Here is a 23,274-nt window from a genome sequence, read left to right as displayed (position 1 = left end):
TAAACCGTGCGCTGTCAAGAATGACAAGCTAACATAGACAAGAAAGACCCGAAGCAGGCATTTTTCGGGAAAGAATTAAGAAAGGCAGAGCAGGCCATGAAACGACTGTTGCTTTTGATTGTACCGCTTATTTTGGCGGGCTGTGTGGAAACAACTTCACCCCAAGTGCCGCGCATGTTGGCCATGGGCGATTCAATGATGGCGGCGCATGGGGTGTCCAATCGTGCCATTTCAGATGTGATTGCAAAGGAATTGGGCGAGCCTGTTGTGGACCGCTCTGTGGTCGGGGCTCGGATTATTTATGCGTTGCCGCTGACAGGCGCTGTCGGGTTTAACATCGGCAAGCAATATCGTGGTGGGCAGTATGACTGGATCATCGCCAATGGTGGCGGCAACGATCTTTGGCTGGCCTGCGGTTGCACCGGCTGTAAGCGCAAACTGGATCGTTTGGTCTCGGCAGATGGAAAATCCGGCGAAATTCCAGACCTCGTGACGCGTCTACAGACCAGCGGTGGGCAGGTCCTCTGGCTGGGCTATCTGCGCACGCCGGGCAAGGGCTCTCCGATTGAAAGCTGTGCCGAAGAGGGCAATATCCTGGAAGAGCGACTCCAAAAACTGGCAGCAAAGCGTAAGGGCTTCCATTATCTGTCGATGGCGGATCTGGTCCCCAACGGAGATCTTTCCTATCATGGGCTGGACCGTATCCACCCGTCGATCAAAGGCAGCGCCGCTATTGGCAAACGCGCCGCCAACTATATTCGCAAGGTGGACCCAACTCGATAAGGGGACCCAATGGGAGAGCTATTTATCGCGCCGGATGGGCGGCCACGTTGCGCCTGGGCCGGGGCTGCACCGGAGTTTCTGGACTATCACGACCGCGAATGGGGTTTTCCTGTCAAAGACGACCAACGGCTGTTTGAGAAGGTCTGTCTGGAGAGCTTTCAATCAGGCCTCAGCTGGCGCACGATCCTGAACAAGCGCGAGAATTTTCGGGCGGGCTTTGACGGGTTCGATTTTGAGAAGATGGCGGGTTATGGCGAGGATGATGTCGAGAGGCTATTGGCAGACGCGGGTATCATCCGCCATCGCGGCAAGATTGAAGCTGTGATCAACAACGCCAAACGCGCCAAAGAGATGGTTGTGGCGGAAGGGTCTCTGGCCAAGTTCTTCTGGAGCTATGAGCCGGATCCCGAGACGCTGGGCACTCCGCACACGTTGAGCACGTCGCCTGAGTCCGTGGCGATTTCCAAGGAACTCAAAAAACGCGGATGGAAATTCGTGGGACCGACCACGATCTTTGCTTTCATGCAGGCGATGGGTCTGATCAATGACCACGACATCGGCTGCGCCATTCGCGATGAATGCGAAGAAGCGCGGAAGAGTTTCGTTCGGCCCTGATTACTGCCCCAAAGCCTGGGCGAGATCGTCGATGAGGTCTCCCGCGTCTTCAATGCCGATGGACAGACGCAGCAGGGTTTCGGGAATGCCCGTGTGCGGCTCGATGGTGTGGCGATGCTCGACAAGGCTTTCTACACCGCCGATGGACGTCGCGCGCAAGAAGAGGTTTAGGCGGCCCGCGACTTTCAGGGCGTCGGCTTCTGTGCCTTTGACCAATGCAGACAAGACATAGCCATAGCCACCAGACATCTGAGCTTTCGCGATTTCGTGCCCCTTGTGGCTGGACAGGCCCGGATAGAAGACGTCAGAAATCTGGGGATGGTCGACCAGATACTCTGCGATGGTCTGGGCGGACTGACACATCCGTTCGATCCGCAATGGCAAAGTGCGCAAGCCGCGCACGAGCAACCAGGCTTCAAACGGGCCCATAACCGCTCCGGTGTCCGCGCGGTCATCCTTGATGGCCTGCCAGACCTCGCTGCCTTTGGCTGTGCTGAGAACCCCGCCGAGCACATCGGAATGACCGTTCATGACTTTGGTGGCGGAGTGCATAACGATGTCCGCGCCAAATTCTATCGGTCGGGTCAGGATCGGAGAGGCTGCGGTGCTGTCCACAACGAGGACGCCACCTGCCGCGTGGGTGAGGTCTGCGGCCTTAGCGATGTCGGTGGTTTTGAGCCATGGATTGGACGGCGTCTCAACAAAGACAAGATCGACCTTGGAGCCGATGGCCTCAGCAAGCGCCGCGCTGTCGCTGGCGTCGACCTCGATCATCTCGATGCCGCGCCGTTCGGCAAAGCCGCGCAGCCACTTCGTTGTGCCCCAATAGATGCCTGATTGCACAACGGCCCGCGCGCCGGTTGGCAGCCAACGGAAGGCCGCGGCGATGGCGGCCATGCCGGCTGGGAACAAAAGCGACTCGGCGGCTCCTTCGAGTTCGGCAATGATGGCCTCGGCCGCGCGCACCGGTTCATTGTGGGGCCGCAGATAAACGTTATCGGGATTGAGCGGCGCATAGGCCTCATCGCGACGATAGGTCGTGGACGGCTGGATCGGCATCACCACGCCGCCAGAGGCCTCGTCATAGGCACCACCAGCATGGGCAGCGAATGTCGCGGGTTTGAGGTCTTTTTTCATGGCGCTCTCCTTGCGCGCATCTTTCGCAGGCTTGCGCCGAGTTTCAATAGCCAAAGCGCGGAATGCGCTGTAAGGGCTGCACATGGCTCGCGTGATCCTTTTCAACAAACCCTTCGATGTGCTGTCGCAATTTACCGACAAAGGCACCGAAGGCTCGTCCCGGCGGACGTTGTCCGAGTTCATTGACGTGCCCGGTGTTTATGCGGCGGGGCGGCTGGATCGGGATTCCGAGGGGCTGCTTGTGTTGACGGACAGCGGCAAGCTGCAGAACCGCATTGCCAATCCCAAAAACAAGATGAGCAAATGCTATTGGGCGCAGGTTGAGGGCGTGCCGTCTGATGAGGCTTTGGAAGAATTGCGCAAAGGTGTGGTTCTCAAGGACGGCAAGACGCGACCTGCCAAGGTGCGACGCATGGACGAACCCGCCGGGCTCTGGCCGCGCACGCCGCCTATTCGGGTGCGGAAATCCGTGCCGGATTCGTGGATCGAACTGACAATCTCTGAAGGGCGCAACCGGCAGGTGCGGCGCATGACGGCCGCCGTCGGGCATCCGACGCTCCGGTTGATCCGCTATCGCGTCGGCAGCTGGACTTTGGACGGTATTGAAACAGGCTCCTGGATCGACGGCGCGCCTGTTTGACAGGCGGCGGGTGCAATCCGCTTGCACCCTCAGCCGAATTGCATGACAAGGGCGCCAAACCGTGCTTCCCCTAACTGCAAACACAACATATAGTGGCATCAAGGGCATAAGACCGTAAGGTCATCCGGCACGACAGAGTATATTGGGGATCGAAAGATGGCGCATATCATCGTTGTGGGGAACGAAAAGGGCGGAGCGGGGAAATCCACCGTTTCGATGCATGTGGCAACGGCCATTGCACGGATGGGATTTTCCATTGCGGGGCTGGATCTGGACCTGCGCCAACGCACCTTTGGCCGTTATGTCGAGAACCGCGAACGGTTCATGGAAAAGGCCGAGATCGAGCTGCCCTCTCCTAAGTATTTTGACCTGCCCGAGATCGATCCCGCGAGTTTGCAGGAAGGCGAAAACATCTACGACATGCGGTTGTCAGCTGCGATTGCGACGCTTGAGCCTGACAATGATTTCATTCTGATTGACTGTCCCGGATCGCATACGCGCCTGTCTCAAGTGGCGCATTCTCTGGCCGACACGCTGATCACGCCGCTGAATGACAGTTTCGTAGATTTCGATCTGTTGGCGAAGATCGATGTGGATGGGGAAAAGATCCTTGGCCCGTCGGTCTATTCCGAGATGGTCTGGAACGCGCGGCAATTGCGGGCTCAAGCGGGGCTTAAGCCGATTGACTGGATCGTGGTGCGTAACCGTCTGGGCGCGCAGCAGATGGTCAATAAGGAAAAGATGGGCAATGCGCTGGAACGCCTCGCCAAGCGGATCGGGTTCCGCACGGCACCGGGTTTTAACGAGCGCGTAATTTTCCGCGAACTCTTTCCGCGCGGTTTAACCCTGCTGGACCTGAAAGACATTGGGGTGAAGCAGCTCAATATCTCGAACGTCGCGGCGCGTCAGGAATTGCGCGAGCTGATCAAAGAGCTGAACCTGCCCGACGTCGAGATCAATTTTTAGTCGGTTTCTAAAACCATTTGCTGAGATAGCTCGGCCTGACCGACATGTTGGAGAATCGTAACACTCTAGCGGAGGCAGGAATTGCTGCGCGGCAGCATGTCGAACGGCATTTCGCCATCGAAAACGAAGCACGCGCGCTGGTTGAGGTCTATCAGAGGCTGCTACAGGCCGAATAATCCCCAAAATCGCGTTCTTTGATGTCCCACATCACAAGAATGCGGCCCCCTGCCCCTTTTTTCCACAAGTAAAGCTCGGTATGAGAGCGCGTCCGAATTGCTCGGACACATAAGTCTTATGGAGAAGAAAATGGGATATCGTGTCGTTGTCGTGGGAGCCACCGGAAACGTGGGCCGCGAAATGCTGAATATCCTCGCGGAGCGTCAGTTCCCCGTGGATGAACTTGCAGTTCTTGCCAGCCGTCGGTCGCTGGGCACAGAAGTCAGCTTTGGCGACAAGACCCTGACCACCCAGGATCTGGACACCTTTGATTTCACCGGCTGGGACATGGCGCTGTTTGCTGTGGGCTCGACCGCAACCAAGGAATACGCGCCCAAAGCTGCGGCGGCGGGTTGTGTCGTGATCGATAACTCTTCGCTCTATCGCTATGATCCGGACGTGCCTTTGATCGTGCCGGAATGTAATGCAGATGCAATTCATGGCTATTCCAAGAAAAACATCATCGCGAACCCGAACTGCTCGACCGCGCAGATGGTTGTAGCGCTGAAGCCGCTGCATGACCGCGCCAAGATCAAACGCGTTGTTGTGAGCACCTATCAATCTGTGTCGGGATCCGGCAAAGACGCGATGGATGAGCTCTGGGATCAGACCAAAGCGGTTTACAACCCGACCTCTGATGTACCTGCCAAAGTTTACACCAAAGAGATCGCCTTTAACGTCATCCCGCATATCGATGTGTTCATGGAAGACGGCTCCACCAAAGAAGAGTGGAAGATGGTGGCTGAAACCAAAAAGATCGTGGATCCTGCGATCAAAGTCACCGCGACCTGTGTGCGTGTGCCTGTCTTTGTGGGCCACTCTGAGTCTGTGAACATCGAATTCGAAGAGTTCCTGGATGAGGACGAAGCGCGCGAGATCCTGCGTGAAGCGCCGGGCATTATGGTGATCGATAAACGCGAAGACGGTGGCTATGTGACCCCGAAAGAATGCGTGGGCGATTTCGCGACATTCATTTCGCGGATCCGTCAGGACAGCACAATTGAGAACGGGATCAACCTGTGGTGCGTCTCTGACAACCTGCGCAAAGGTGCTGCGCTGAACGCGGTTCAGATTGCAGAAACGCTGGGCCGTGAGGTTCTGAAGAAGGGCTGAATTGAGCCTTGAAATCTATCGAAAGCCCTGCCCTCTGGCGGGGCTTTTTTTGTTGCGATTTCTTTAAAAGAAATCGACGTCGGAAACTTTCAAAGTTTCCGAGACCTAGAACACACCGCGCCGCAACAGGTTCAGACCCATCACCAGGAACAAATAAAGGAAGATGCGCCTGAATTTATCGCTCGGCCAGCCTTTGCGAATGCGTTCCCCAACGGAGAACCCGATCAAAGTCGGCACAATCATCACCGTCCCTACAACGGCAAATTCAGAGGTCAAGAAGCCCTGTTGCACATAGCCGACGGCCAATGGCACCGAACCTGCAAAGATCAAAAGCCCCGTGGCCCGAATAAACTCGTCTTTGTCAATTTGTCGGGCCGTAAGGTAGAACACCATAGGCGCGGCCCAGATGCCGCTCAAGCCGCCAAGGACTCCCGCAATGCTGCCTGCAACAACCTGCGCAGGTCGATCAAGATGTTCAGGGAGCTTGGGCAAATCCACCAAAAGGTTCACGACACTAAAGCTCAGGATTGAAATTCCTAGCACCAGAAAGATCACGCGATCCGGTGCTGTCGCCGAAAGGCTAACGGTCACAAAAAGCACCACCGCCAGGGCAAGGCAAAGAGGCGCATAGCGACGCATCACGCCGATCACATCCCCCATGCGCCAGACCTGCCAGAAGTTTGACACAAGCATCGGAATCAAGATCAGGGCGATGGCAGTTCTGGGCGCGATCCACAACGTCATGATGGCAGCCGAGGCCGTTGGCAGCCCAAGACCTGCGACACCCTTGATTGTACCTGCAACAAGAAGAGAAAAACTGCTGAGTAAGACTAAGTCGAATGTATCCAAAACTCACCTCTTCCACCTAAGTAAATGACTGGGTCGGAAAGGGAAACCCCGTGGCCAGACCTCGGGAAAAGTTGCATTTCTCATCGCGAAATTTCGGAAAAATTGACACCAATTCACCTCGATTTGAGAAGAAATCGCTCCAGCGTCCTAACGATTTTCCAACCTCGCGATGGCACCAAAGGCACGATCGTGGTGGGTCAGAACAACAGGTGGGCGATGACACAGATTTCAATACTTTATGTGGATGAGGCGGTTCAATTTGACCAAAAACAGATCCGTCATTTGTTTAAGCTTTTGGGCACCAAGGACGCCCAAGATGTGCTGGCCACAGCAATGCGCGAACTTTCGGCGCGGCTCACGCGGGCCGAGTCCTTCTTTCAGGCAGGGAATTGGGATGAATTTGCCATATGCGTCGCCGGCTTGGACGCGATTGGTGAACAAATCGGGATGCGTTCTTTGTCGACAGCCAGCCGTGCGGTCAGCGAAACTTTGGACGTTCAGGACACTGCGGCCACTGCGGCGACGTTCTTCAGGTTGATGCGGATCGGTGACAAATCTTTGACCGACTATCGGCTGCTTTGCGATACATCCGGATAAAACCGCTTGATGGTTGAGGCGAAGCGGCTAGGCTGGAGGCATCGAGCACCTAGTTCCAATAAAGACATCTAAATGCCACTGACCTTCGCCCCGCTTACTTCTGACGCAACGCCGATCTATGCATTCACACCCGAAGGGCTTGAGGATTGGCTCGCAACGCAGCCTGACTCAATCAAAGCATGGATCGGCAGTGCCGGCTTCAAAGCCTCGCTTGGTGCGGTTGTCCTTTTACCTGACACAGAAGGAGGCGTTTCAGGTGCAGTCGTTGGATTGGGATCAGCCAAAACGCGGGCGCGTTCCAGATTTGTGCTGGCTGCTTCGGCGAAAGCCCTGCCTGAGGGCACCTATGCTTTGGCCCATGTTCCTGCGGATCTGGACCTGGAAACCGAGGCCCTTGGGTGGCTTTTGGCGGGCTACGCTTTCGATCGCTACACCAAGGCCTCTGGTGCCAGCGCGCGGCTTGTTTGCCCAGAGGGTCTAGAGCCCGCCCGCATCGAAGCCATTGCCACCGGAGAGGCTCTCACCCGAGACCTGATCAACACGCCTGCAAATGACATGGGGCCGGATCAACTCGAGGCCGCGACGCACAGCGTTGCCGACCAGTTTGGTGCGACGATGAATGTCACGACGGGCGCGGACTTGATCGAGCAAAACTTCCCGATGATCCACGCGGTCGGACGTGCCGCATCGCAAGCACCACGCTTGTTGGACATGCGGTGGGGCGGCACAGGTCCGACCCTCACGCTGGTTGGCAAGGGCGTGTGTTTTGACACCGGTGGTCTTAACCTGAAACCGGGCGCCTCGATGGGGTTGATGAAAAAGGACATGGGCGGCGCGGCCACCGTATTGGGCCTTGCGCATATGATCATGGCGCTCGATTTGCCTTTGCAATTGCGCGTGCTGATCCCAGCGGTTGAGAATTCTGTCAGCGCGGATGCCTTCCGTCCGGGCGACATCCTCACGTCGCGCAAAGGGCTGACCGTTGAGATCAACAACACCGATGCCGAAGGGCGCTTGGTCTTGGCCGACGCTTTGGCGCTGGCCGCCGAGGAAAACCCAGACCAGCTTATTTCCATGGCAACGCTCACAGGGGCTGCCCGCGTGGCCGTCGGGCCCGATCTGTCGCCTTTTTACACGGATGACACCGCCACGGCGGCGGCCTTGGATGAGGCAGCACAGGCCGTTGCAGACCCAGTCTGGCGCATGCCCTTCTGGGAACCTTATGAAAAGATGATCGAGCCCGGCATTGCAGATCTGGACAACGCCCCGAAAGGAGGCTTTGCCGGATCCATCACCGCCGCATTGTTCCTAAGACGGTTTGCGGAAGGTCAGAACTATACCCATTTTGACATCTATGGCTGGAACCCCTCCGCAGCCCCTGCCCGCCCGAAAGGCGGCGTGGGTATGGGGGCTCGGGCCATCCTCGCAGCTCTGCCCAAGATCCTAGATATATGACCCCGGATCGACGCCTTACCCCAGCCAATGCGCGTGTCGCGGACCCCAGTCTGCGCGAGACTTGGCCGGGTGTGGACTATGTCGATCCTGAGCCGTTTTCGGTGCATTGGCCCTTGGTAGACCTGATGAATGTCCCCGAGGGCCACCGCGAGCGGCAGCTTTTGTTCGGCGACGCTGTGGACGTCTACGAGGTCCACAAAGGTTGGGCTTTCGTGCGCTCTGTAAAAGACGGATACGTGGGCTATGTGCCCAATTCGTCTTTGGCCCAATGCCCCGCACCGACCCATCGGGTCACGGCCGCTTCAAGCCACATCTATCGCTTGGCCGACATCAAATCGATGGACGTCATGCGCCTGAGCCATGGCTGTCTGTTGCATGTGATCGATACGTCCAATGGCTTTGCGCAAACGGCAGACGGGTATATTCCTCTGCAACATTTGGGGCCACTGGACGAGAAACAGGCCGATCCCGTGGTCGAAGCCGAACTGTATTTGGATACGCCCTATCTTTGGGGTGGAAACAGCCGGTTCGGGATCGACTGTTCCGGCCTTATGCAGGCGTCCTTGCTGGCTTGTGGCATTGCCTGCCCCGGCGATAGCGATTTGCAAGAGCAAGACCTAGGCACGACGCTTGGCCCTAACGACCCCCACCGACGAGGCGACTTGATCTTTTGGAAAGGCCATGTCGCCATGGTCATAGACGAGACCCGCATGATCCACGCTAATGCTCATGCCATGGCGACCTGCTATGAGGATATCGCGGCGGGTATTGCTAGGATTGAACAACAAGGCGGCGGGCCGGTGACGTCTCGCAAGCGGATTTTGGAGGACAGCAATGAGTGACGGTTTCTTTCAACCAGTTTCGGGCATGGAGCTGCCTCGGTTCGCAGGCGTTCCGACTTTTATGCGCCTGCCCTACGTTGCCCTTGACGACGCGCGGATTTCGGATGTGGACGTCGGCATCATCGGCGTACCTTGGGACAGTGGCACGACCAACCGTCCCGGCCCGCGTCATGGGCCGCGCCAGCTGCGCGATGCCTCCACCATGATCCGCGCCCAGAATGGCGCAACAGGCGTGCGCCCATTTGAAGCTGTGAACTGCGCCGATCTGGGAGATGTGGGGCCGAACCCCGCTGATATTCACGATTCCATGGATCGGATCACGGCCTTTTACAATCAGGCACTGGATCAGGGGATCACGCCTCTGACGGCGGGCGGGGATCATCTGACTTCGCTGCCTGTTCTTCGGTCCGTAGCGCGCAAAGGGCCCGTTGGCATGGTGCATTTTGACAGCCATACCGATCTGTTTCACAGCTATTTCGGCGGCACGATGTACACCCATGGCACGCCCTTTCGCCGCGCGGTTGAGGAAGGGTTGCTGGATCCCAAACGCGTGGTCCAGATCGGCATCCGTGGCACGGCCTATGACGACGAAGACATCGATTTCGCGCGCGCCGAAGGCATCCGCATCATCCGCATTGAAGAGTTCTTTAAGCGTGGCATCGCCGATGTCATGGCCGAGGCCCGCGAGATCGTGGGCGCGGGTGAGACCTATGTCAGCTATGACATCGACTTCATAGACCCGACCTTTGCGCCGGGCACAGGCACGCCTGAAGTGGGCGGGCCGAACAGTTTTGAAGCGCTGCAGGTCGTGCGCGAGCTTGAGGGGCTGAACATTGTCGGCGCGGATATGGTCGAGGTCTCGCCGCCTTTTGATCAGGCCGGAGGGACTGCGTTCTTGGGGGTCTCGGTGATGTTTGAATTGCTCTGCGTGATGGCTGCAGGCGCAAAGTAACTAGTGTTAAACCTTGGGAGGGGTTTTCTATGTCTCATCTACTACGAAGCAGCGTGGTTGCGCTGACGCTTTTGGCGGCCCCTGTGTCCGCGCAGGACGATCCATCTGGCAATGTGTTCTATGGCTTTGATTTCGTCCTTGTGCCCATCGCCATCAAATGGGCCTGTGGCGGCGAGGCCGAAGAGGACCTATCGCGCATCGATGCGGTTGTGACGGCATTCCCCGAAGACGCTGAGGCCGCGCAGATGGAGCGCATCGTTACCGATCTGAAAAAGGCGCAGACAGGTGAAGTGAAGCTGGCCCAAATCATGGGGGCTCCGCTGAACAGCGAACAGGAAGAACGACTTTGCACGGCGGCGACGAAACTGAACCTCGAGCATCTCTCGCCAGAGACCTTTGAGATCGGCGGCGATAGTGAACTGTCACAAGAGCAACAGCTCGCTTGGCGGAACTTCTTCTTTGTTGTGGAAAACCTTAGCTCTTAAGACCTAGGCCGCTATCGGGTCTATTCAACAGCGCGGATCAGTTTGCGTTCCAGCACGCGGAGCACGGTTTTCAGATCATGCCCGCGTTTCAAGATCTGCCCATCCATGCCAACAACGGAATAAAGCCCCTGCTTGTTGCGCAGTTTCGGGCGCTTCTCGATGGTATAAAGCGGGTGTTCGGCGGTGCGTCTGAACACGGAAAACACCGCGACGTCCTTGAGGTTGGAAATCCCATAGTCGCGCCATTCTCCGGCGGCGACCATGCGGCCGTAAAGGGATAGGATCACGTTGAGCTCTGTGCGGTGGAAGGCCACCTGCTGGGGCACGGCTTGTCCGTTTTGAAACGGAGTCGGTGTGGTCATGTTCATGAGGTTTAGCGTCGCTCCGTTTGCGCCAGAAATCAACCCTGCCTCGGTTTTGCCCCAAAGAGATACCCAAATTGCCCCTTATGTTCCCCGAATCCGCCCAATCCCAAGAGCATAAAGGCATTGTAGCGAGATCTTCCCGCTCACAACCCCGGTGGCGCAGTTTTCTTGCCCCCACCCGACGCGCCGCCGGGGGCCTTCTTTTCCAGAATAGTTTTGAGACGTTGTCCCAGAGCAGGGCCATTGCTGGCCCGACGGGGTGGCGTGGAACGTGACTGTCTTACGCTTTATGTTGGCAAAGTGTCTGAAACTCTGCTGCATCACTCGCCGCCAACATATCGCCAGCCCGGTGGGTCGGGCCGGCGATGGCCCTGCGTGCGTGCCGCACGCGCTCCGGGCCTTTTCTTTCAAGCAAAGCTCCCGTGACAGAACCACCCCGAGGAAATCGCGCCGCCATGGGCGTAGAACAGCCACAGCCGGTCCCCCTCGGCGCAGATGATATCCCAATAATCCCGCGTCCCGCTGCGCCAGTCGGGATCATCCAGCCACCATTCCGGCGCGAGGCGTTCGGGGCCTCGGGCGTGATGCAATGTCAGGCTGCGGCCGCGCCATCGGAACCCGCGTGGCACGGCTGGCGTGTCGGGCGCAGTCACCGGCTCGGGACGCCACAAAAGCGCGGGGCGGTCGAGTTGGTAGTCGGGCCAGGGATCGGAAAAAGGTTCGGACCAGGCTGCGGCCAGAATGCTGTGGGATTTCTCGGGGATATGGCTCTCGGCGGGATGGACGCGGGTGATGCGCTCAAGACCGATACGCGCACCAATGCGGCCCAAGAGGTCATCCATCGCGGTGGAACGCGCCAAACGGTCCGCGACCTGACGGCCTGCCTCGGCGTGGCCGGTCATCTGACGGCTTGAGAGATGCTCGGTCAGAGGGGCCTCAACCCGCAAGAGGTCAAAGCCATAGTCCGACACCAGATCCCCCAGTTTCATCGCCAAAAGCGGGCGGATGCGGTGGGGGTCATCTGAGGCGCGGGCCAGCCCGACCTCGAGTTCTTGCATAGAGCGATCGGTGCGAAAGGCCTGCAGGCGCACCACCCGTGCGCCTTGGGATTTATCCTTTAGGCGCTGACAGAGCCGCGGCAAGAGGCGGTCGAGCGCCGCTAGCACGTCTTCTTCCAGCCCGATAGGTTCGGGAAAACTGAGGCGCACCGCAAAACGCGGTGGAGGGGCCGCGGGGCTGACCGGTTCGGGCTGATGGCCCATGGCCTGATCCAGCCGCATCACCAGATCGCGGCCAAAGCGACGGGCAAGCCCTGCGCGGGGTTGGCCCAAGAGGTCTCCGATCTTGCGGATGCCAAGGCGGAGGAGCTGGGTCTTGTTGTCCTCAGATAGGCGCAGGGCGGCGACGGGCAGATCCGAGAGCGCGGCATAGGTCTGGCCCGGCTGGGCGATCCGGTAGCTTTGGGCCGGCAGCTCGCCGACACGCGGGGCCGCGCCACCACGTTCCCAGTGGCGGCGCTTGACGGCGCGGGATCTTGTGGCGCGGGCCTCTTGGTCGATGGCGTCTCCGCTGCGCAGCTGTGCGCCGGGCTGGCCTGCGTAACGCGCCAAGGCCCAGGCCGCGCCGACCGTATCGGCGACGCCTGCTTGCACAGAAAGACCCAGCTGGGCGCAATCGTCTTGGACTTGGGCCAGCATCGGTTCTTCTCCGCCATAAAGATGCGCGCAGCCGGTGATGTCGATCAGCAGGCTATTGGGGGCTTGTTCCGAGACCCAAGGCGAGAACTTGCCCGCCCAGCGCCTGAGCGATGTCAGGAACAGCGCCTCAGAACGCGGGTTTTGCAGACGCGTCAGCACCTCGGGGCACATGGCTTGGGCATCGCGCAGCGGCTGGTCGTGGGTCAGCCCCGCGGCCTGCGCATGGGCATTCATCGAGGCGATCACCTGCATCTGGCCGGTGTCGCGCAGCACAATAAACGGCCGCTCCGCCAGCATCGGGTCCTGGCGGATCAACCGTTCGGCCCCCAGTCGTGGGAACCACAAAGAAAGCACACGTCGTTTGGGCATTGGGTAGCAATGTTCCACTTTTGTTCTAATTTTCTAGCTTGATTCTGCGCCCGAGTCGAGGTGGTCTAGGGACAGCCAATAGGAGAGCCACCATGCGCAAGACCGTCCTCATCCTCACCAGCAGTCTGATGATCGCCAGCATGGCGCTGGCGCACAATGGGGTGAAAAACCCCGCCGTCATGGCGCGGATGCAGGGGATGGAGCAGATCGGCGCGGCGTCAAAAGTGCTGGGGAATATGGCGCGCGGACGGGTTGCGTTTGACGCGGGAGCCGCGACCTCGGCCAAGGCGGCTTTGGTACAGCATGCGGCGGAGATCCCTGCCTTGTTTGAAGCCCAAGAGGATGATCCGAAAAGCGAGGCCTTGCCTGCGATCTGGTCTGACTTTGCCGATTTCACAGCCAAGGCCGACGCGTTGAGGGATGCGGCTGAAGCGATGGACGTCACGAGTGCCGAAACGATTGCCGCCGGTATGGGCGCGGTCGGCGGATCCTGTCGCAGCTGTCATAAGGCCTATCGCAAATGACCTCATGAAAGCGCAAGAAACGGGCTGATTGACTGGGCCTTCTTTTGCGACTGTGACGCATCACATCGCAACAAGGAGGCAAAAATGCCGTTTCGAATTAAAGGCTTGGACCCCGAGCCATTTCAACATCTCTACGGCAAATCCGACGCAGAGCTGGCGGATCTCCATATCACGCGCCATGCGGTCGAAGACTATCCCGCCTACCCCGACCGCGTCAGCCTGACGCCCATCGAAATCGGCGGCACAGCGCTTTTGCTGAACTATGAGCACCTGCCTGTGGACAGCCCCTATCGCTCGCGTCATGCGATCTATGTGCAAGAGGGCGCGGACACGCCTTATGAGGCGGAAAACACTGTGCCGCCCCTTCTGACGGCCAACCCCATGGCCTTGCGCGGGATCGACGAGGTTGGCTGCATAGAGGACGCCGATCTGGTGCAGGGGGACGCGGTTCAAGCCACCATCGAGCGGATGTTTCAGGACGAGCGCATCGCCTATATCCACGCCCACTTCGCCGCACGCGGATGTTTCGCAGCCAGAATCGACCGCGCCTAGGCCTTTGTCGTTCCCGAGCCTTTCTGAGTCGGATGCCCGATTGCGCCGACTCAGGATTTGCCGCAAGGTCACACTCAAAGACAACAGGAGGAGACCCCACCCATGATGCGCACCCGTGCCGCAGTCGCCCTAGAGGCAGGCAAACCCCTAGAAGTGATGGAGGTGAACCTGGACGGCCCGAAAAAGGGCGAGGTTCTGATCGAGGTCAAAGCGACCGGCATTTGTCACACGGATGAATTCACCCGTTCCGGCGCTGACCCTGAGGGGCTGTTTCCCTCGATCCTTGGCCATGAGGGCGCGGGCGTTGTGGTTGAAGTCGGAGAAGGCGTCACCACACTGAAGCCCGGCGATCACGTGATCCCGCTTTACACGCCGGAATGCCGTGAGTGTCATTCCTGCCTGTCCGGCAAAACCAACCTCTGCACCGCGATCCGTGGCACGCAAGGCCAAGGTCTGATGCCAGATGGCACGACGCGGTTCTCGATGCTGGATGGCACGCCGATCTACCACTACATGGGCTGCTCGACCTTCGCGAACCATACGGTTCTGCCAGAGATTGCGCTGGCGAAAGTCCGCGAAGACGCGCCCTTTGACAAGATCTGCTACATCGGCTGCGGCGTCACTACGGGCATTGGCGCGGTGATCAATACGGCAGGGGTCGAGATTGGTTCGACGGCTGCGGTCTTTGGTCTGGGTGGCATTGGTTTGAACGTGATCCAAGGCCTGCGCATGGCGGGGGCTGATAAGATCATCGGTGTGGATCTGAATTCCGACAAAGCCGAGATGGCGCGCAAATTTGGCATGACCGACTTTGTGAACCCATCGGAATTGGGCGATCAGTCGGTCGTGGATCGCATTGTTGAACTGACCAAGACCGAAAAGGACGCATTCGGCGGCGTGGATTATTCCTTTGATGCCACCGGCAATGTGCAAGTGATGCGCGACGCGCTGGAATGCTCACACCGCGGTTGGGGCGTGTCGGTCATCATCGGCGTAGCCCCTGCAGGGGCCGAGATCTCGACCCGTCCGTTCCAACTGGTGACGGGACGCGTCTGGAAAGGCACCGCCTTTGGTGGCGCGAAGGGGCGCACCGATGTACCTCAGTTCGTGGATTGGTACATGGACGGTAAGATCGAGATCGATCCGATGATTACCCATAAGCTGACGTTGGATCAGATCAACGAAGGCTTTGATTTGATGCACGAGGGCAAGTCGATCCGCGCCGTGGTTGAATTCGCCTAACAGACAACAAGTGTAGGGCGGGCTTAAGCCCGCCTTACGCCTTCCGATTTACACCCCGTAGCGCGCCATAAAGGTTTCAACGGCTTCTTCGGCGACCAGTGCGATTTCGGCGTCAGAAAACTCTGAGTCGATGCCAAAGGCCGCGCGGGCAAACAGATCAGATTTGCAGAGTTCCGCAAACTGATATGCTGCCATATCAACATTCTCGATCTTGAGCTCGCCGCAGTCTGCCGCGGCTTTCAGATGCATGGCCAGTTGCTCATGGCCATTCTTGGGACCACTTTCGAAATAGGTCTGGCTGAGTTCGGGGAAACGATCCCGTTCCGCCAAGCAAATCCGAAACACCCGTTGCGCAAAGCGCGACACAAGAAAGCGCGTCATTCCATAGGCCGCGGTCAAGAGCGCCTCACGCGTCGGAGCATCCGGATCGATCTGCGCCTCGATCTCGCGGGACATGCGGTCGCATTCGGCCTGAATGACCTCTTGGAACAGGCGCCGTTTGTCGGTGAAATAGCTATAGAGCGTCGCCTTGGACACGCCCGAGACCTTTGCGATCTCGTCCACACTGGCCCCTTCAAACCCGTCGCGCAGGAATACCTCGCGCGCACCGGCGAGGACTTGGTCGACCTTGCGACCTTTACGAATAATCGGGGTTTGGGTGTTCATAAGATCCTGTCACTATTTGACTACAGATTTAAACTGACCAGTTCAGTTTTTTCAAGCGTATCATTTCTTGCCCCAGGGTCAGCGCATCTCAAAATTCCGAGATCAACCTGTGGACGGAGCTTGCATGTAAGCTAGGGCGCGCGGAGTTCAAGGCAAAACATTGACTGATCTAGGTAAACGAACGGTGATCTATTTCTTGTCTTGCAGGCCTTTGCTGAGTTTTTGAAGTAGCCCCGCCAGCGTCGCGCATTCCTCATCTGACAAAATAGACCCGAAGAGCTCAGTATTCGTTGCGATCAGACGGTCCACAATCTCTTCGGCCAGATCTGCGCCTGTGTCGGTGAGCTGCACCAGTTTGCTGCGCTTGTCCTCTGGGTTTGGGACGCGCCGAATGTAATCTTTGTCGGCCAGCCCATGCAGCATCTTGGTCATGCCACCCGAGCTGGCCTGTGTTGCATCGTAGAGTTCGGTCGGAGACAGCACAAAATCAGGCCCCGCAGACCTGAGCGCCATGAGGGTCAGGAACTGCGTCCAGGTCACGCCATAGGTTGCAACGATCCGGTGGTCGTTGTCCCACACATAATTTCGACTGCGGAAAAGGCCGCCGACAACCCGCGCGGCGGGCGTGCCCTCTGGGGGCCAACTGCGTCGATCAGACCCTGGCATGCGTCTCTCCTTTCTCAACCGTCATGAAGTCGAGGCTTTGCTATTGCAAGACGCAAATCCAGTATTTATCTTTCCAGAAAGATAAATATGATTCTGGAGATAGTTATGCCACCCAAAACATTCCGCCTGCCCCGCATTGGGTTGGCCCTTCTTGCCGCGATCATTCTGGTGTTCACCCTACCGGCCTACGCAAACCCTCTGAGCAACCCGGGCCTTGCCAATCTCAGCGGAGATCCAGCGAGTTTGGGATCTGTTACTGGCGCTTTTCTGGGGCGCCAGCTGACGCTGGCGCTGATTGCGGTTTATGGCGTGGTCAAAGGCACCCGGGAGCCGATGTTGATCGGTGCGTTTGCGATCGTGGCCTTCAACCTGCATGACGCGGTGATGATCTTTGGGTTCGGCGCAGGGGGCGCGGGCGTCATTGCAGGGCTGGTGATCGGGGCCATAGGCGTCGCAATCATGATTTCGGTCATGCGGTCCCCGCGCACGGCATAGCGCCGAGAATTGGCATTGCGGATTGGTCGCATTCTGTTACCAATTCCGCATGCTGGCGATTTTCCTAAAGACCCTTCCATTTTTCGCAATCATTGGGCTTGGCTATATGGCGGGCCGCCGTGGGTTCTTTAACGAAGAGGCCACGGCCTATCTGACGAAGTTCGTTTTCTATTTCGCCCTGTCGGCGATGCTGTTCAAATTCTCGGCCAACCTATCGTTGGGCGAGGTGCTGGATTGGCAGGTCATCTGGGCCTATCTGGCGGGCACGATGGCCGTTTATATCGTGGCAACTGTTGTCTGTCTTTTGCGTGGCGAGGACATACCCACCACCGCCGTCGAAAGCCAATGCGCGGTCATTGGCAATGTTGGCTTTCTGGGAATACCGATGCTGCTGCTCTTGTTCGGAGAGGCTTCGATTGGGCCGAATATGCTGGTTCTGATGGTCGATCTGATCGTCTTTTCCTCGCTGATTGTGATCTTGATCACCGGTGCACGGGATGGGCGGATGAGCTTTGGGATTCTGCGCACAATCGGTTTGGGCCTGCTGCGCAATCCGATGATTGTATCGATTGTTCTGGGCCTTGGATGGTCTGCTATGGAATGGCCGATCCCAGAGGTCGCGAATACATTTCTGGATCTCTTAGGTTCTGCTGCGACGCCGGGGGCTTTGTTTGCGATTGGCGCATCCTTGGCGGGGAAATCGGCTGAACGGCTCAGCGTTGCGGGCTGGATCACCTTTTGCAAGTTGGTTCTGCATCCTGCTGCCGTCGCGATCTGTGCGCTGATGATTTTCAAGATCGACGCATTCTCTGCTGGCGTCATAATTGCGGCGGCGGCGCTGCCCGTGGCGGGCAATGTCTTTATGTTGGCGCAGCACTATGGTGTGGCCGCGCAACGCGCCTCAACCGCGATCCTGATTTCGACGGCGATCTCGATTGTGACGCTCTCGCTGGTCATCGGCTGGGTGCAAATGCTGTGAAAGGCGGCAGCGGTCGGATTTGAACAGCCCGAGGTCTTGTTGGCGCTTGCCCTAAGGGGAAGCCATGAGGTAGCCACAACGCAACCATAGGGGATGAGGGAGCAACGCCGATGGAGATCATTTCGGAAAACGCATGTTTTGGTGGCACGCAGGGCGTCTATAAGCACGCGTCCGAAAGCTGTCATTGCGATATGACCTTTGGGCTGTTCCTGCCTGCCGAGGCGAAAGACGGGCCGGTGCCTGTTCTTTGGTATCTCTCGGGCCTGACCTGCACGCATGAGAACGCGATGGTGAAAGCGGGTGCACAGGCTTGGGCTGCGGAACAGGGTATTGCGTTGGTCTTTCCAGATACCTCTCCACGTGGCGAAGGCGTTGCGGATGATGAGGCCTATGATCTGGGTCAGGGCGCGGGGTTCTATGTGAACGCCACACAGGCGCCATGGGCCGCGCATTTTCAGATGTGGGACTATATCGCCGAAGAATTGCCCGAGTTTCTGGGCAATAACTTCCCTTTAGATATGGAGCGTCAGGCAATCACGGGTCATTCGATGGGTGGCCACGGCGCGTTGACGCTGGCGATGTCTCTGCCGGGGCGGTTCAAATCTGTCTCTGCCTTTGCGCCAATCTGCAATCCAACCGCGTCTGATTGGGGCCGCAAACAGCTGACAGCCTATTTGGGTGAGGACGAGGGTCTGTGGGCCGCGCATGATGCCTCTCTGTTGATGCACAACGCGGGCTTTGACGGGCCTGTCTTGGTGGACACAGGGACCGAAGATCAGTTCCTTGACCTTCTGCGCCCTGAGGCTTTAGCCGCTGCCGTGTCTGAGCGACGCCAGGAGGCGACCTTGCGACTACAGAAAGGCTATGACCACAGCTATTTCTTTGTCGCGACCTTCATGGAAGACCACATCAGTTTCCACGCCGACGCCCTGTACGGAGAGTAACTCATGAGCAGTTTTGATTTTGATCTGATCGTCATCGGCTCTGGCCCCTCAGGCCGTGCGGCGGCAATTCAGGCGGGGAAACTCAAGCGTCGTGTTCTGGTGGTGGATCGTCAGGATAAACTGGGCGGTGTGTCGGTGCATACGGGCACCATCCCCTCCAAGACCCTGCGCGAGACGGTTTTGAATCTGTCAGGATGGCGGGAACGCAGCTTTTATGGGCGGTCTTACCGCGTCAAAGACCAGATCCGCGCCGAAGACCTGAAAGCGCGCCTCCACATGACGCTCGATTATGAAGTCGACGTGCTTGAGCATCAGTTCAACCGCAACCATGTGGATACGCTGAATGGGATCGCGAGCTTTGTCGGCCCGAACGAGATCGAGGTCGCCATTGAAGGCGGTGAGACCACGCGGATCACGGGCGAGAAGTTCCTGATCTCGACCGGCACCAAGACGTTCCGGCCTGACACTATTCCATTCAATGGCGAAACCATTGTGGACAGCGACGAATTCCTCGAGATGGCGCGGATCCCGCGTTCATTGGTCGTTGTCGGCGCGGGGGTTATTGGCGTGGAATATGCCACCATGTTCTCGGCTCTGGACGTGAACGTGACCCTGATTGAGCCGCGCGACAGTTTCCTTGATTTCATCGACGACGGACTAATTGCCGAGTTTACCCATGAGATCCGCGAGAACGGCGTCGACTTGCGTTTGGGGTCTGCGATTGAAAAGGTCGAGGACATGGGCGAGCACGTCGAAGTCAGCCTCGAGAACGGCCGCCATGTCCGTGCTGAGATGCTCTTGTTTGCAGCGGGGCGTATGGGCGCGACAAGCAAGCTGAACCTGGATGCGGTTGGTCTGGAAACCGACCATCGCGGGCGGATCTCTGTGGATCGCAAGACCTATCAGACCGAGGTTGGGCATATATACGCAGCCGGCGATGTCATCGGCCACCCGAGCCTTGCCTCCACCTCGATGCAACAGGGCCGTGTTGCGGCCTGTCACGCGCTTGAGACCCCTACTCTGCCGGAAAGCCCGTGGTTTCCTTATGGCATCTATTCGGTGCCGGAAATCTCGACCTGTGGCATGTCCGAAGAGGAACTACAGGAGCGCAAAATCCCCTATGAGGTCGGCGTCGCACGTTTCCGCGAGACTTCGCGCGGGCATATCATGGGGCTTGAGCAAGGCATGCTGAAAATGCTGATCAGCCTCAAGACGCGTCGCGTGCTGGGTGTGCAGATCGTGGGTGAAGGCGCAACCGAGCTGATCCACATCGCGCAGGCGGTGCTGAACCTGAAAGGCACGGTCGATTATTTCGTCGAAAACACCTTCAACTATCCGACCTTGGCCGAGGCCTACCGGATCGCAGGTCTGGACGCCTTTAACCGCATGCCTATCCCTGAGGAATTCAAGGTCGCAAAGAAGACCAACAAGAAAGCCAAATCGTGACCGCCATCTATATGGACGCGGACGCCTGCCCGGTGAAAGCCGAGGTCGAGCGGGTCGCGACACGCCACAAGGTGAAGGTCTATGTGGTGTCCAATGGCGGGCTGCGGCCGTCGCAAAATCCTTTGGTGGAAAATGTGATCGTCCCGGAGGGGCCTGACGTGGCCGATATGTGGATCGCTGATCGCGCGGGCGTGGGGGATGTGGTCGTGACCGGCGACATCCCACTGGCCGCCAAAGTGGTGGATGCAGGCGCGAAGGTGCTGAAGCATAATGGCGAGGCCCTGACCACGCAGAACGTCAAAGAAGCCCTCGCCATGCGGGATCTGATGGCGGATCTACGGTCTGCGGATCCGTTTACGCAAGGCGGCGGCAAGGGATTTACCAAGGCCGACCGCAGCCGGTTCCTCGATAGTCTTGAGCGGGTCTTGCGCGCGGCCAAAGCCTAGCTGCTGCCGCAAACTGTCCTCTATGTCGTTTATGGTTCAGACCTAAGCGCCAATCGCGTGCTTTGCTTTGATTGAGGGAGGCACGCATGGTTGCTTTTGCGCATATGTCGAGAAACACGCTCGGGGCGATTGCCGCGGTGACCTCTTCGCTATGTTTCTCGGTGAATGACGCCACGGTGAAGTTCATGAGCGGTGATTTCTCGCTGCCGCAGATGATGTTCCTGCGCTCGATCATTGCCATTGCAGTGATCCTCTTTGTACTCGCGCCTTTTGAACGTCAGAAATTGTCGCTGCGCGGCAGCCGCCAAGGTGTTTTGATCGTGCGCGGGCTGTTGATGGTCTTGGCCAATCTGTTCTTCTTCCTTGGGATCGCCATCTTACCGATTGCCGATACGGTCGGGATCTTTTTCATCTGTCCTTTGATGATTTTGGCGATGTCGGTCGTGTTTCTCGGAGAAACCGCTGGCCCTCGCAGGTGGTCTGCCGTGGGGATCGGGCTAATCGGTGTTCTGATCATGCTGCGGCCGGGTGGCGAGGGCTTTCAGATCGCGTTCCTCCTGCCTCTGATCGCGGCGGCCTGCTATGCGATCCTGCAAGTGATGACCCGTGCGATTGGGGATGCAGTGACGGCCACGACGATGTCGCTGTACCTGCAGCTGACCTTTTTTGTGATCATGGGCGCTATGGGGATCGCTTTTGGAGCCGGGCAATATGACGGAATGGGGGGCGAACTTTTCGCGTTCTTGCTGCGGCCCTGGATTTGGCCGGTGATGTCCGATTTGCCGCTTTTCCTGATCATCGGCGTTGCGACGGCGGGGTCTAACTACTTCGTCAGTCAGGCCTACCGTTTGGGCGAAGCAAGCCTTGTGGCACCACTTGAATATGTCGCTTTACCGATGGGAGTCATGTTTGGCGTTGTCATTTTTGGCGATTGGCCAAGCGTGAATTCTTGGGTGGGCATGATCCTGATTGTGGGCGCTGGCCTCTTTGTGGTTTGGCGTGAAAGCCTTGCGGCTCAGTCTCCGGACCGGCATCCACCGCGTCCACAGTAAACCTGACTAGACCCGATTTCTTTGAAAGAAATCGACGTCGGAAACTTTGAAAGTTTCCGGCTTATGCGCATTGCGCATGGCTGGTTTGATTTTCCACCAAACCTTACCACTTGACAGTTTGCGTATTTTTGTACAAATACACCTTACAAAACGCGCAACACTGTAAATCGCGCAACACTTGAACTGACTGGTCTCGCATTGCCCCGACCTCAGGAAGCACTGAAAGGACTAAGACCTATGATCGTTAACTTCATGATGCGCCGCATTGCTGGCATGATCGCCGATACCCGCCGCTCGCCAATCCTGCGTCGCCCCGATGAATTCGGCCTCGAGTATGAGGACGTATCCTTCCAATCCGCTGATGGGATCACCTTGGAAGGCTGGTATATGCCCGCCAAAAAACCTTCCAATAAAATCGTGATCTGCAACCACTTTTCGCCCGGAAACCGCTATGGCTATGCCGGTCACCTGAAAGGGTGGCGCCAGGCTGGCGGGTTTGAGGTGAACTTCATCCCGAAATACAAAGCTCTGGTCGAAGCGGGCTATAACGTGCTGGCCTATGACCTGCGCAACCACGGCTATTCCGCGCCGGGTCAGAACAAAGGCTACAACCCGAAACTCTTTGAATACAAAGACGTTTTGGGCTCGCTGAACTATGTGCGCAGCAACCCAAAGACCAAAGATATGGACATCCACCTGCAGTCCATCTGCCTGGGCGGCAACGCGACCCTGGTGGCCATGGAGAAACACCCAGAGGCCTTTGAGGGCATCAAGTCGATGATCCTGGTCCAGCCAATTTCAGGTGAAGTTCTGGTGCGTAAACTGTCCAAGAGCCTGCGCATGGGCAAACGCGGTTATGACGCCTTTGAGCGCAACTATCGTGAGATCTGGGGCTTCCGCATCGAGGACAGCTCTCCGCAGTTGGATGCGGCACATGTGAAAGTGCCGACCTTCGTGATCCAAGTGCGCAAGGACTCCGCGACCTATGCCGAAGAGGATGTTCAGGCGGTTTATGACAATATTCCGGTTGAGGACAAAAAACTCTACTGGATCGAGGGCACCACCCAGCGCTTCCGCGGCTACCAGTATTTCTCCGAGCACCCCGAGCAGATGGTGGAGTGGTACAACACCCACTAATCCCTGGCATCTTGCTTGATTTCAGGCCCCCTATGTTGGGCCTG

Annotated in this window: 27 protein-coding genes; 21 read left to right on the top strand and 6 right to left on the bottom strand. The window is 57.9% G+C overall.

The features are described from left to right. Positions 1-96: 96 nt before the first annotated feature. Both HZ995_RS08490 and HZ995_RS08485 read left to right on the top strand, forming a co-directional pair. Positions 97-783 (top strand): SGNH/GDSL hydrolase family protein, encoded by a 687-nt coding sequence (locus HZ995_RS08490; protein ID WP_209355249.1) that lies wholly within the window; start codon positions 97-99, stop codon positions 781-783. Positions 784-792: 9 nt separating this feature from the next. Beyond that, positions 793-1,398, top strand: a complete 606-nt coding sequence (locus HZ995_RS08485; RefSeq protein ID WP_209355248.1) for a DNA-3-methyladenine glycosylase I — start codon at positions 793-795, stop codon at positions 1,396-1,398. On the opposite strand, the gene HZ995_RS08480 is transcribed toward HZ995_RS08485, so the two are convergent. Next, a complete protein-coding gene (locus tag HZ995_RS08480) occupies positions 1,399-2,535 on the bottom strand; it encodes a trans-sulfuration enzyme family protein (protein WP_209355247.1) in 1,137 nt (378 codons plus the stop codon). An 82-nt stretch (positions 2,536-2,617) separates the two neighbouring features. On the opposite strand from HZ995_RS08480, the gene HZ995_RS08475 reads away from it, so the two are divergent. The 4 genes from HZ995_RS08475 to HZ995_RS08465 all read left to right on the top strand — a co-directional run bounded on the left by HZ995_RS08475 (position 2,618) and on the right by HZ995_RS08465 (position 5,470). Beyond that, positions 2,618-3,175, top strand: coding sequence for an rRNA large subunit pseudouridine synthase E (locus HZ995_RS08475; RefSeq protein WP_209355246.1), 558 nt, complete (start codon positions 2,618-2,620; stop codon positions 3,173-3,175). Between the two features lie 156 nt (positions 3,176-3,331). Further along, positions 3,332-4,141: a division plane positioning ATPase MipZ gene (locus HZ995_RS08470; protein WP_209355245.1), complete on the top strand. Its 810-nt coding sequence runs from the start codon at positions 3,332-3,334 to the stop codon at positions 4,139-4,141. 44 nt (positions 4,142-4,185) lie between these two features. Then, entirely contained in the window at positions 4,186-4,317 is a 132-nt protein-coding gene (locus HZ995_RS16150; protein ID WP_280719036.1) for a hypothetical protein, read from the top strand. A 130-nt stretch (positions 4,318-4,447) separates the two neighbouring features. Further along, on the top strand, positions 4,448-5,470 hold the full coding sequence (locus tag HZ995_RS08465) for an aspartate-semialdehyde dehydrogenase (protein ID WP_209355244.1): 1,023 nt from the start codon (positions 4,448-4,450) through the stop codon (positions 5,468-5,470). Positions 5,471-5,575: 105 nt separating this feature from the next. Here the strand turns inward: HZ995_RS08465 and HZ995_RS08460 are convergent, their stop codons facing one another. After that, positions 5,576-6,319 carry a sulfite exporter TauE/SafE family protein gene (locus tag HZ995_RS08460; protein WP_209355243.1) on the bottom strand — a complete coding sequence of 248 codons (744 nt, stop codon included), beginning with the start codon at positions 6,317-6,319 and terminating at the stop codon, positions 5,576-5,578. A gap of 216 nt (positions 6,320-6,535) precedes the next feature. Between HZ995_RS08460 and HZ995_RS08455 the strand changes: the two genes are divergently transcribed. The 5 genes from HZ995_RS08455 to HZ995_RS08435 all read left to right on the top strand — a co-directional run bounded on the left by HZ995_RS08455 (position 6,536) and on the right by HZ995_RS08435 (position 10,650). Beyond that, positions 6,536-6,916, top strand: coding sequence for a hypothetical protein (locus HZ995_RS08455; RefSeq protein WP_209355242.1), 381 nt, complete (start codon positions 6,536-6,538; stop codon positions 6,914-6,916). Between the two features lie 72 nt (positions 6,917-6,988). Continuing rightward, entirely contained in the window at positions 6,989-8,371 is a 1,383-nt protein-coding gene (locus HZ995_RS08450) for a leucyl aminopeptidase family protein (protein WP_209355241.1), read from the top strand. Then, entirely contained in the window at positions 8,368-9,213 is an 846-nt protein-coding gene (locus HZ995_RS08445; protein ID WP_209355240.1) for an NlpC/P60 family protein, read from the top strand. The genes HZ995_RS08450 and HZ995_RS08445 overlap by 4 nt, the downstream gene beginning before the upstream one ends. Continuing rightward, entirely contained in the window at positions 9,206-10,165 is a 960-nt protein-coding gene (speB, locus tag HZ995_RS08440) for an agmatinase (protein ID WP_209355239.1), read from the top strand. The genes HZ995_RS08445 and speB overlap by 8 nt, the downstream gene beginning before the upstream one ends. A 29-nt stretch (positions 10,166-10,194) precedes the next feature. Continuing rightward, positions 10,195-10,650, top strand: coding sequence for a hypothetical protein (locus HZ995_RS08435; RefSeq protein ID WP_209355238.1), 456 nt, complete (start codon positions 10,195-10,197; stop codon positions 10,648-10,650). Between the two features lie 20 nt (positions 10,651-10,670). Here the strand turns inward: HZ995_RS08435 and HZ995_RS08430 are convergent, their stop codons facing one another. Together HZ995_RS08430 and HZ995_RS08425 are read right to left on the bottom strand one after the other, a co-directional pair. Continuing rightward, the gene (locus HZ995_RS08430) at positions 10,671-11,018 is read right to left on the bottom strand and encodes a DUF2794 domain-containing protein (protein WP_209355237.1); all 348 of its coding nucleotides are present in this window, start codon (positions 11,016-11,018) and stop codon (positions 10,671-10,673) included. Positions 11,019-11,422: 404 nt separating this feature from the next. Continuing rightward, positions 11,423-13,081, bottom strand: coding sequence for a Y-family DNA polymerase (locus HZ995_RS08425; protein WP_209355236.1), 1,659 nt, complete (start codon positions 13,079-13,081; stop codon positions 11,423-11,425). A gap of 92 nt (positions 13,082-13,173) precedes the next feature. Here HZ995_RS08425 and HZ995_RS08420 point away from each other — a divergent pair, with 92 nt between their 5' ends. From HZ995_RS08420 to HZ995_RS08410, 3 genes are all read left to right on the top strand, one after another. Beyond that, positions 13,174-13,605 (top strand): c-type cytochrome, encoded by a 432-nt coding sequence (locus HZ995_RS08420; protein ID WP_209355235.1) that lies wholly within the window; start codon positions 13,174-13,176, stop codon positions 13,603-13,605. Between the two features lie 84 nt (positions 13,606-13,689). Further along, entirely contained in the window at positions 13,690-14,157 is a 468-nt protein-coding gene (locus tag HZ995_RS08415) for a DUF1203 domain-containing protein (RefSeq protein WP_209355234.1), read from the top strand. A gap of 105 nt (positions 14,158-14,262) precedes the next feature. Beyond that, positions 14,263-15,399 (top strand): S-(hydroxymethyl)glutathione dehydrogenase/class III alcohol dehydrogenase, encoded by a 1,137-nt coding sequence (locus tag HZ995_RS08410; RefSeq protein ID WP_209358213.1) that lies wholly within the window; start codon positions 14,263-14,265, stop codon positions 15,397-15,399. A gap of 48 nt (positions 15,400-15,447) precedes the next feature. Here the strand turns inward: HZ995_RS08410 and HZ995_RS08405 are convergent, their stop codons facing one another. Both HZ995_RS08405 and HZ995_RS08400 read right to left on the bottom strand, forming a co-directional pair. Then, positions 15,448-16,065, bottom strand: a complete 618-nt coding sequence (locus HZ995_RS08405) for a TetR/AcrR family transcriptional regulator (protein WP_209355233.1) — start codon at positions 16,063-16,065, stop codon at positions 15,448-15,450. A 189-nt stretch (positions 16,066-16,254) separates the two neighbouring features. Then, complete coding sequence (locus HZ995_RS08400; RefSeq protein ID WP_209355232.1) at positions 16,255-16,731, bottom strand: MarR family winged helix-turn-helix transcriptional regulator; 477 nt, start codon at positions 16,729-16,731, stop codon at positions 16,255-16,257. A 105-nt stretch (positions 16,732-16,836) separates the two neighbouring features. Between HZ995_RS08400 and HZ995_RS08395 the strand changes: the two genes are divergently transcribed. The 7 genes from HZ995_RS08395 (at position 16,837) to HZ995_RS08365 (ending at position 23,230) form a co-directional block, all read left to right on the top strand. Further along, positions 16,837-17,226, top strand: a complete 390-nt coding sequence (locus HZ995_RS08395) for a hypothetical protein (protein WP_209355231.1) — start codon at positions 16,837-16,839, stop codon at positions 17,224-17,226. Positions 17,227-17,275: 49 nt separating this feature from the next. Next, positions 17,276-18,205 (top strand): AEC family transporter, encoded by a 930-nt coding sequence (locus HZ995_RS08390; RefSeq protein WP_209355230.1) that lies wholly within the window; start codon positions 17,276-17,278, stop codon positions 18,203-18,205. Positions 18,206-18,315: 110 nt separating this feature from the next. Further along, positions 18,316-19,149 (top strand): S-formylglutathione hydrolase, encoded by an 834-nt coding sequence (fghA, locus tag HZ995_RS08385; protein ID WP_209355229.1) that lies wholly within the window; start codon positions 18,316-18,318, stop codon positions 19,147-19,149. Positions 19,150-19,152: 3 nt separating this feature from the next. Continuing rightward, positions 19,153-20,595: a Si-specific NAD(P)(+) transhydrogenase gene (gene sthA, locus HZ995_RS08380; RefSeq protein WP_209355228.1), complete on the top strand. Its 1,443-nt coding sequence runs from the start codon at positions 19,153-19,155 to the stop codon at positions 20,593-20,595. Continuing rightward, positions 20,592-21,041 (top strand): YaiI/YqxD family protein, encoded by a 450-nt coding sequence (locus HZ995_RS08375; RefSeq protein WP_209355227.1) that lies wholly within the window; start codon positions 20,592-20,594, stop codon positions 21,039-21,041. The genes sthA and HZ995_RS08375 overlap by 4 nt, the downstream gene beginning before the upstream one ends. Positions 21,042-21,127: 86 nt before the next feature. Then, positions 21,128-22,093 (top strand): DMT family transporter, encoded by a 966-nt coding sequence (locus HZ995_RS08370; RefSeq protein ID WP_209355226.1) that lies wholly within the window; start codon positions 21,128-21,130, stop codon positions 22,091-22,093. Positions 22,094-22,330: 237 nt separating this feature from the next. Further along, entirely contained in the window at positions 22,331-23,230 is a 900-nt protein-coding gene (locus tag HZ995_RS08365; protein WP_209355225.1) for an alpha/beta hydrolase family protein, read from the top strand. The last annotated feature ends 44 nt before the right edge of the window (positions 23,231-23,274 follow it).

Origin of the sequence: Cognatishimia activa (assembly GCF_017798205.1) — a bacterium.
In the GTDB taxonomy this organism is placed as follows: Bacteria; Pseudomonadota; Alphaproteobacteria; order Rhodobacterales; family Rhodobacteraceae; genus Cognatishimia; species Cognatishimia activa_A.
This window is presented reverse-complemented; position numbering and strand designations above follow the sequence as displayed.

Coding starts and splice junctions, on each gene's coding strand:
- HZ995_RS08490 (WP_209355249.1), top strand. CDS start 97: ATGAAACGACTGTTGCTTTTGATTGTACCGCTTATTTTGGCGGGCTGT.
- HZ995_RS08485 (WP_209355248.1), top strand. CDS start 793: ATGGGAGAGCTATTTATCGCGCCGGATGGGCGGCCACGTTGCGCCTGG.
- HZ995_RS08480 (WP_209355247.1), bottom strand. CDS start 2,535: ATGAAAAAAGACCTCAAACCCGCGACATTCGCTGCCCATGCTGGTGGT.
- HZ995_RS08475 (WP_209355246.1), top strand. CDS start 2,618: ATGGCTCGCGTGATCCTTTTCAACAAACCCTTCGATGTGCTGTCGCAA.
- HZ995_RS08470 (WP_209355245.1), top strand. CDS start 3,332: ATGGCGCATATCATCGTTGTGGGGAACGAAAAGGGCGGAGCGGGGAAA.
- HZ995_RS16150 (WP_280719036.1), top strand. CDS start 4,186: ATGTTGGAGAATCGTAACACTCTAGCGGAGGCAGGAATTGCTGCGCGG.
- HZ995_RS08465 (WP_209355244.1), top strand. CDS start 4,448: ATGGGATATCGTGTCGTTGTCGTGGGAGCCACCGGAAACGTGGGCCGC.
- HZ995_RS08455 (WP_209355242.1), top strand. CDS start 6,536: ATGACACAGATTTCAATACTTTATGTGGATGAGGCGGTTCAATTTGAC.
- HZ995_RS08450 (WP_209355241.1), top strand. CDS start 6,989: ATGCCACTGACCTTCGCCCCGCTTACTTCTGACGCAACGCCGATCTAT.
- HZ995_RS08445 (WP_209355240.1), top strand. CDS start 8,368: ATGACCCCGGATCGACGCCTTACCCCAGCCAATGCGCGTGTCGCGGAC.
- speB (WP_209355239.1), top strand. CDS start 9,206: ATGAGTGACGGTTTCTTTCAACCAGTTTCGGGCATGGAGCTGCCTCGG.
- HZ995_RS08435 (WP_209355238.1), top strand. CDS start 10,195: ATGTCTCATCTACTACGAAGCAGCGTGGTTGCGCTGACGCTTTTGGCG.
- HZ995_RS08430 (WP_209355237.1), bottom strand. CDS start 11,018: ATGAACATGACCACACCGACTCCGTTTCAAAACGGACAAGCCGTGCCC.
- HZ995_RS08425 (WP_209355236.1), bottom strand. CDS start 13,081: ATGCCCAAACGACGTGTGCTTTCTTTGTGGTTCCCACGACTGGGGGCC.
- HZ995_RS08420 (WP_209355235.1), top strand. CDS start 13,174: ATGCGCAAGACCGTCCTCATCCTCACCAGCAGTCTGATGATCGCCAGC.
- HZ995_RS08415 (WP_209355234.1), top strand. CDS start 13,690: ATGCCGTTTCGAATTAAAGGCTTGGACCCCGAGCCATTTCAACATCTC.
- HZ995_RS08410 (WP_209358213.1), top strand. CDS start 14,263: ATGCGCACCCGTGCCGCAGTCGCCCTAGAGGCAGGCAAACCCCTAGAA.
- HZ995_RS08405 (WP_209355233.1), bottom strand. CDS start 16,065: ATGAACACCCAAACCCCGATTATTCGTAAAGGTCGCAAGGTCGACCAA.
- HZ995_RS08400 (WP_209355232.1), bottom strand. CDS start 16,731: ATGCCAGGGTCTGATCGACGCAGTTGGCCCCCAGAGGGCACGCCCGCC.
- HZ995_RS08395 (WP_209355231.1), top strand. CDS start 16,837: ATGCCACCCAAAACATTCCGCCTGCCCCGCATTGGGTTGGCCCTTCTT.
- HZ995_RS08390 (WP_209355230.1), top strand. CDS start 17,276: ATGCTGGCGATTTTCCTAAAGACCCTTCCATTTTTCGCAATCATTGGG.
- fghA (WP_209355229.1), top strand. CDS start 18,316: ATGGAGATCATTTCGGAAAACGCATGTTTTGGTGGCACGCAGGGCGTC.
- sthA (WP_209355228.1), top strand. CDS start 19,153: ATGAGCAGTTTTGATTTTGATCTGATCGTCATCGGCTCTGGCCCCTCA.
- HZ995_RS08370 (WP_209355226.1), top strand. CDS start 21,128: ATGGTTGCTTTTGCGCATATGTCGAGAAACACGCTCGGGGCGATTGCC.
- HZ995_RS08365 (WP_209355225.1), top strand. CDS start 22,331: ATGATCGTTAACTTCATGATGCGCCGCATTGCTGGCATGATCGCCGAT.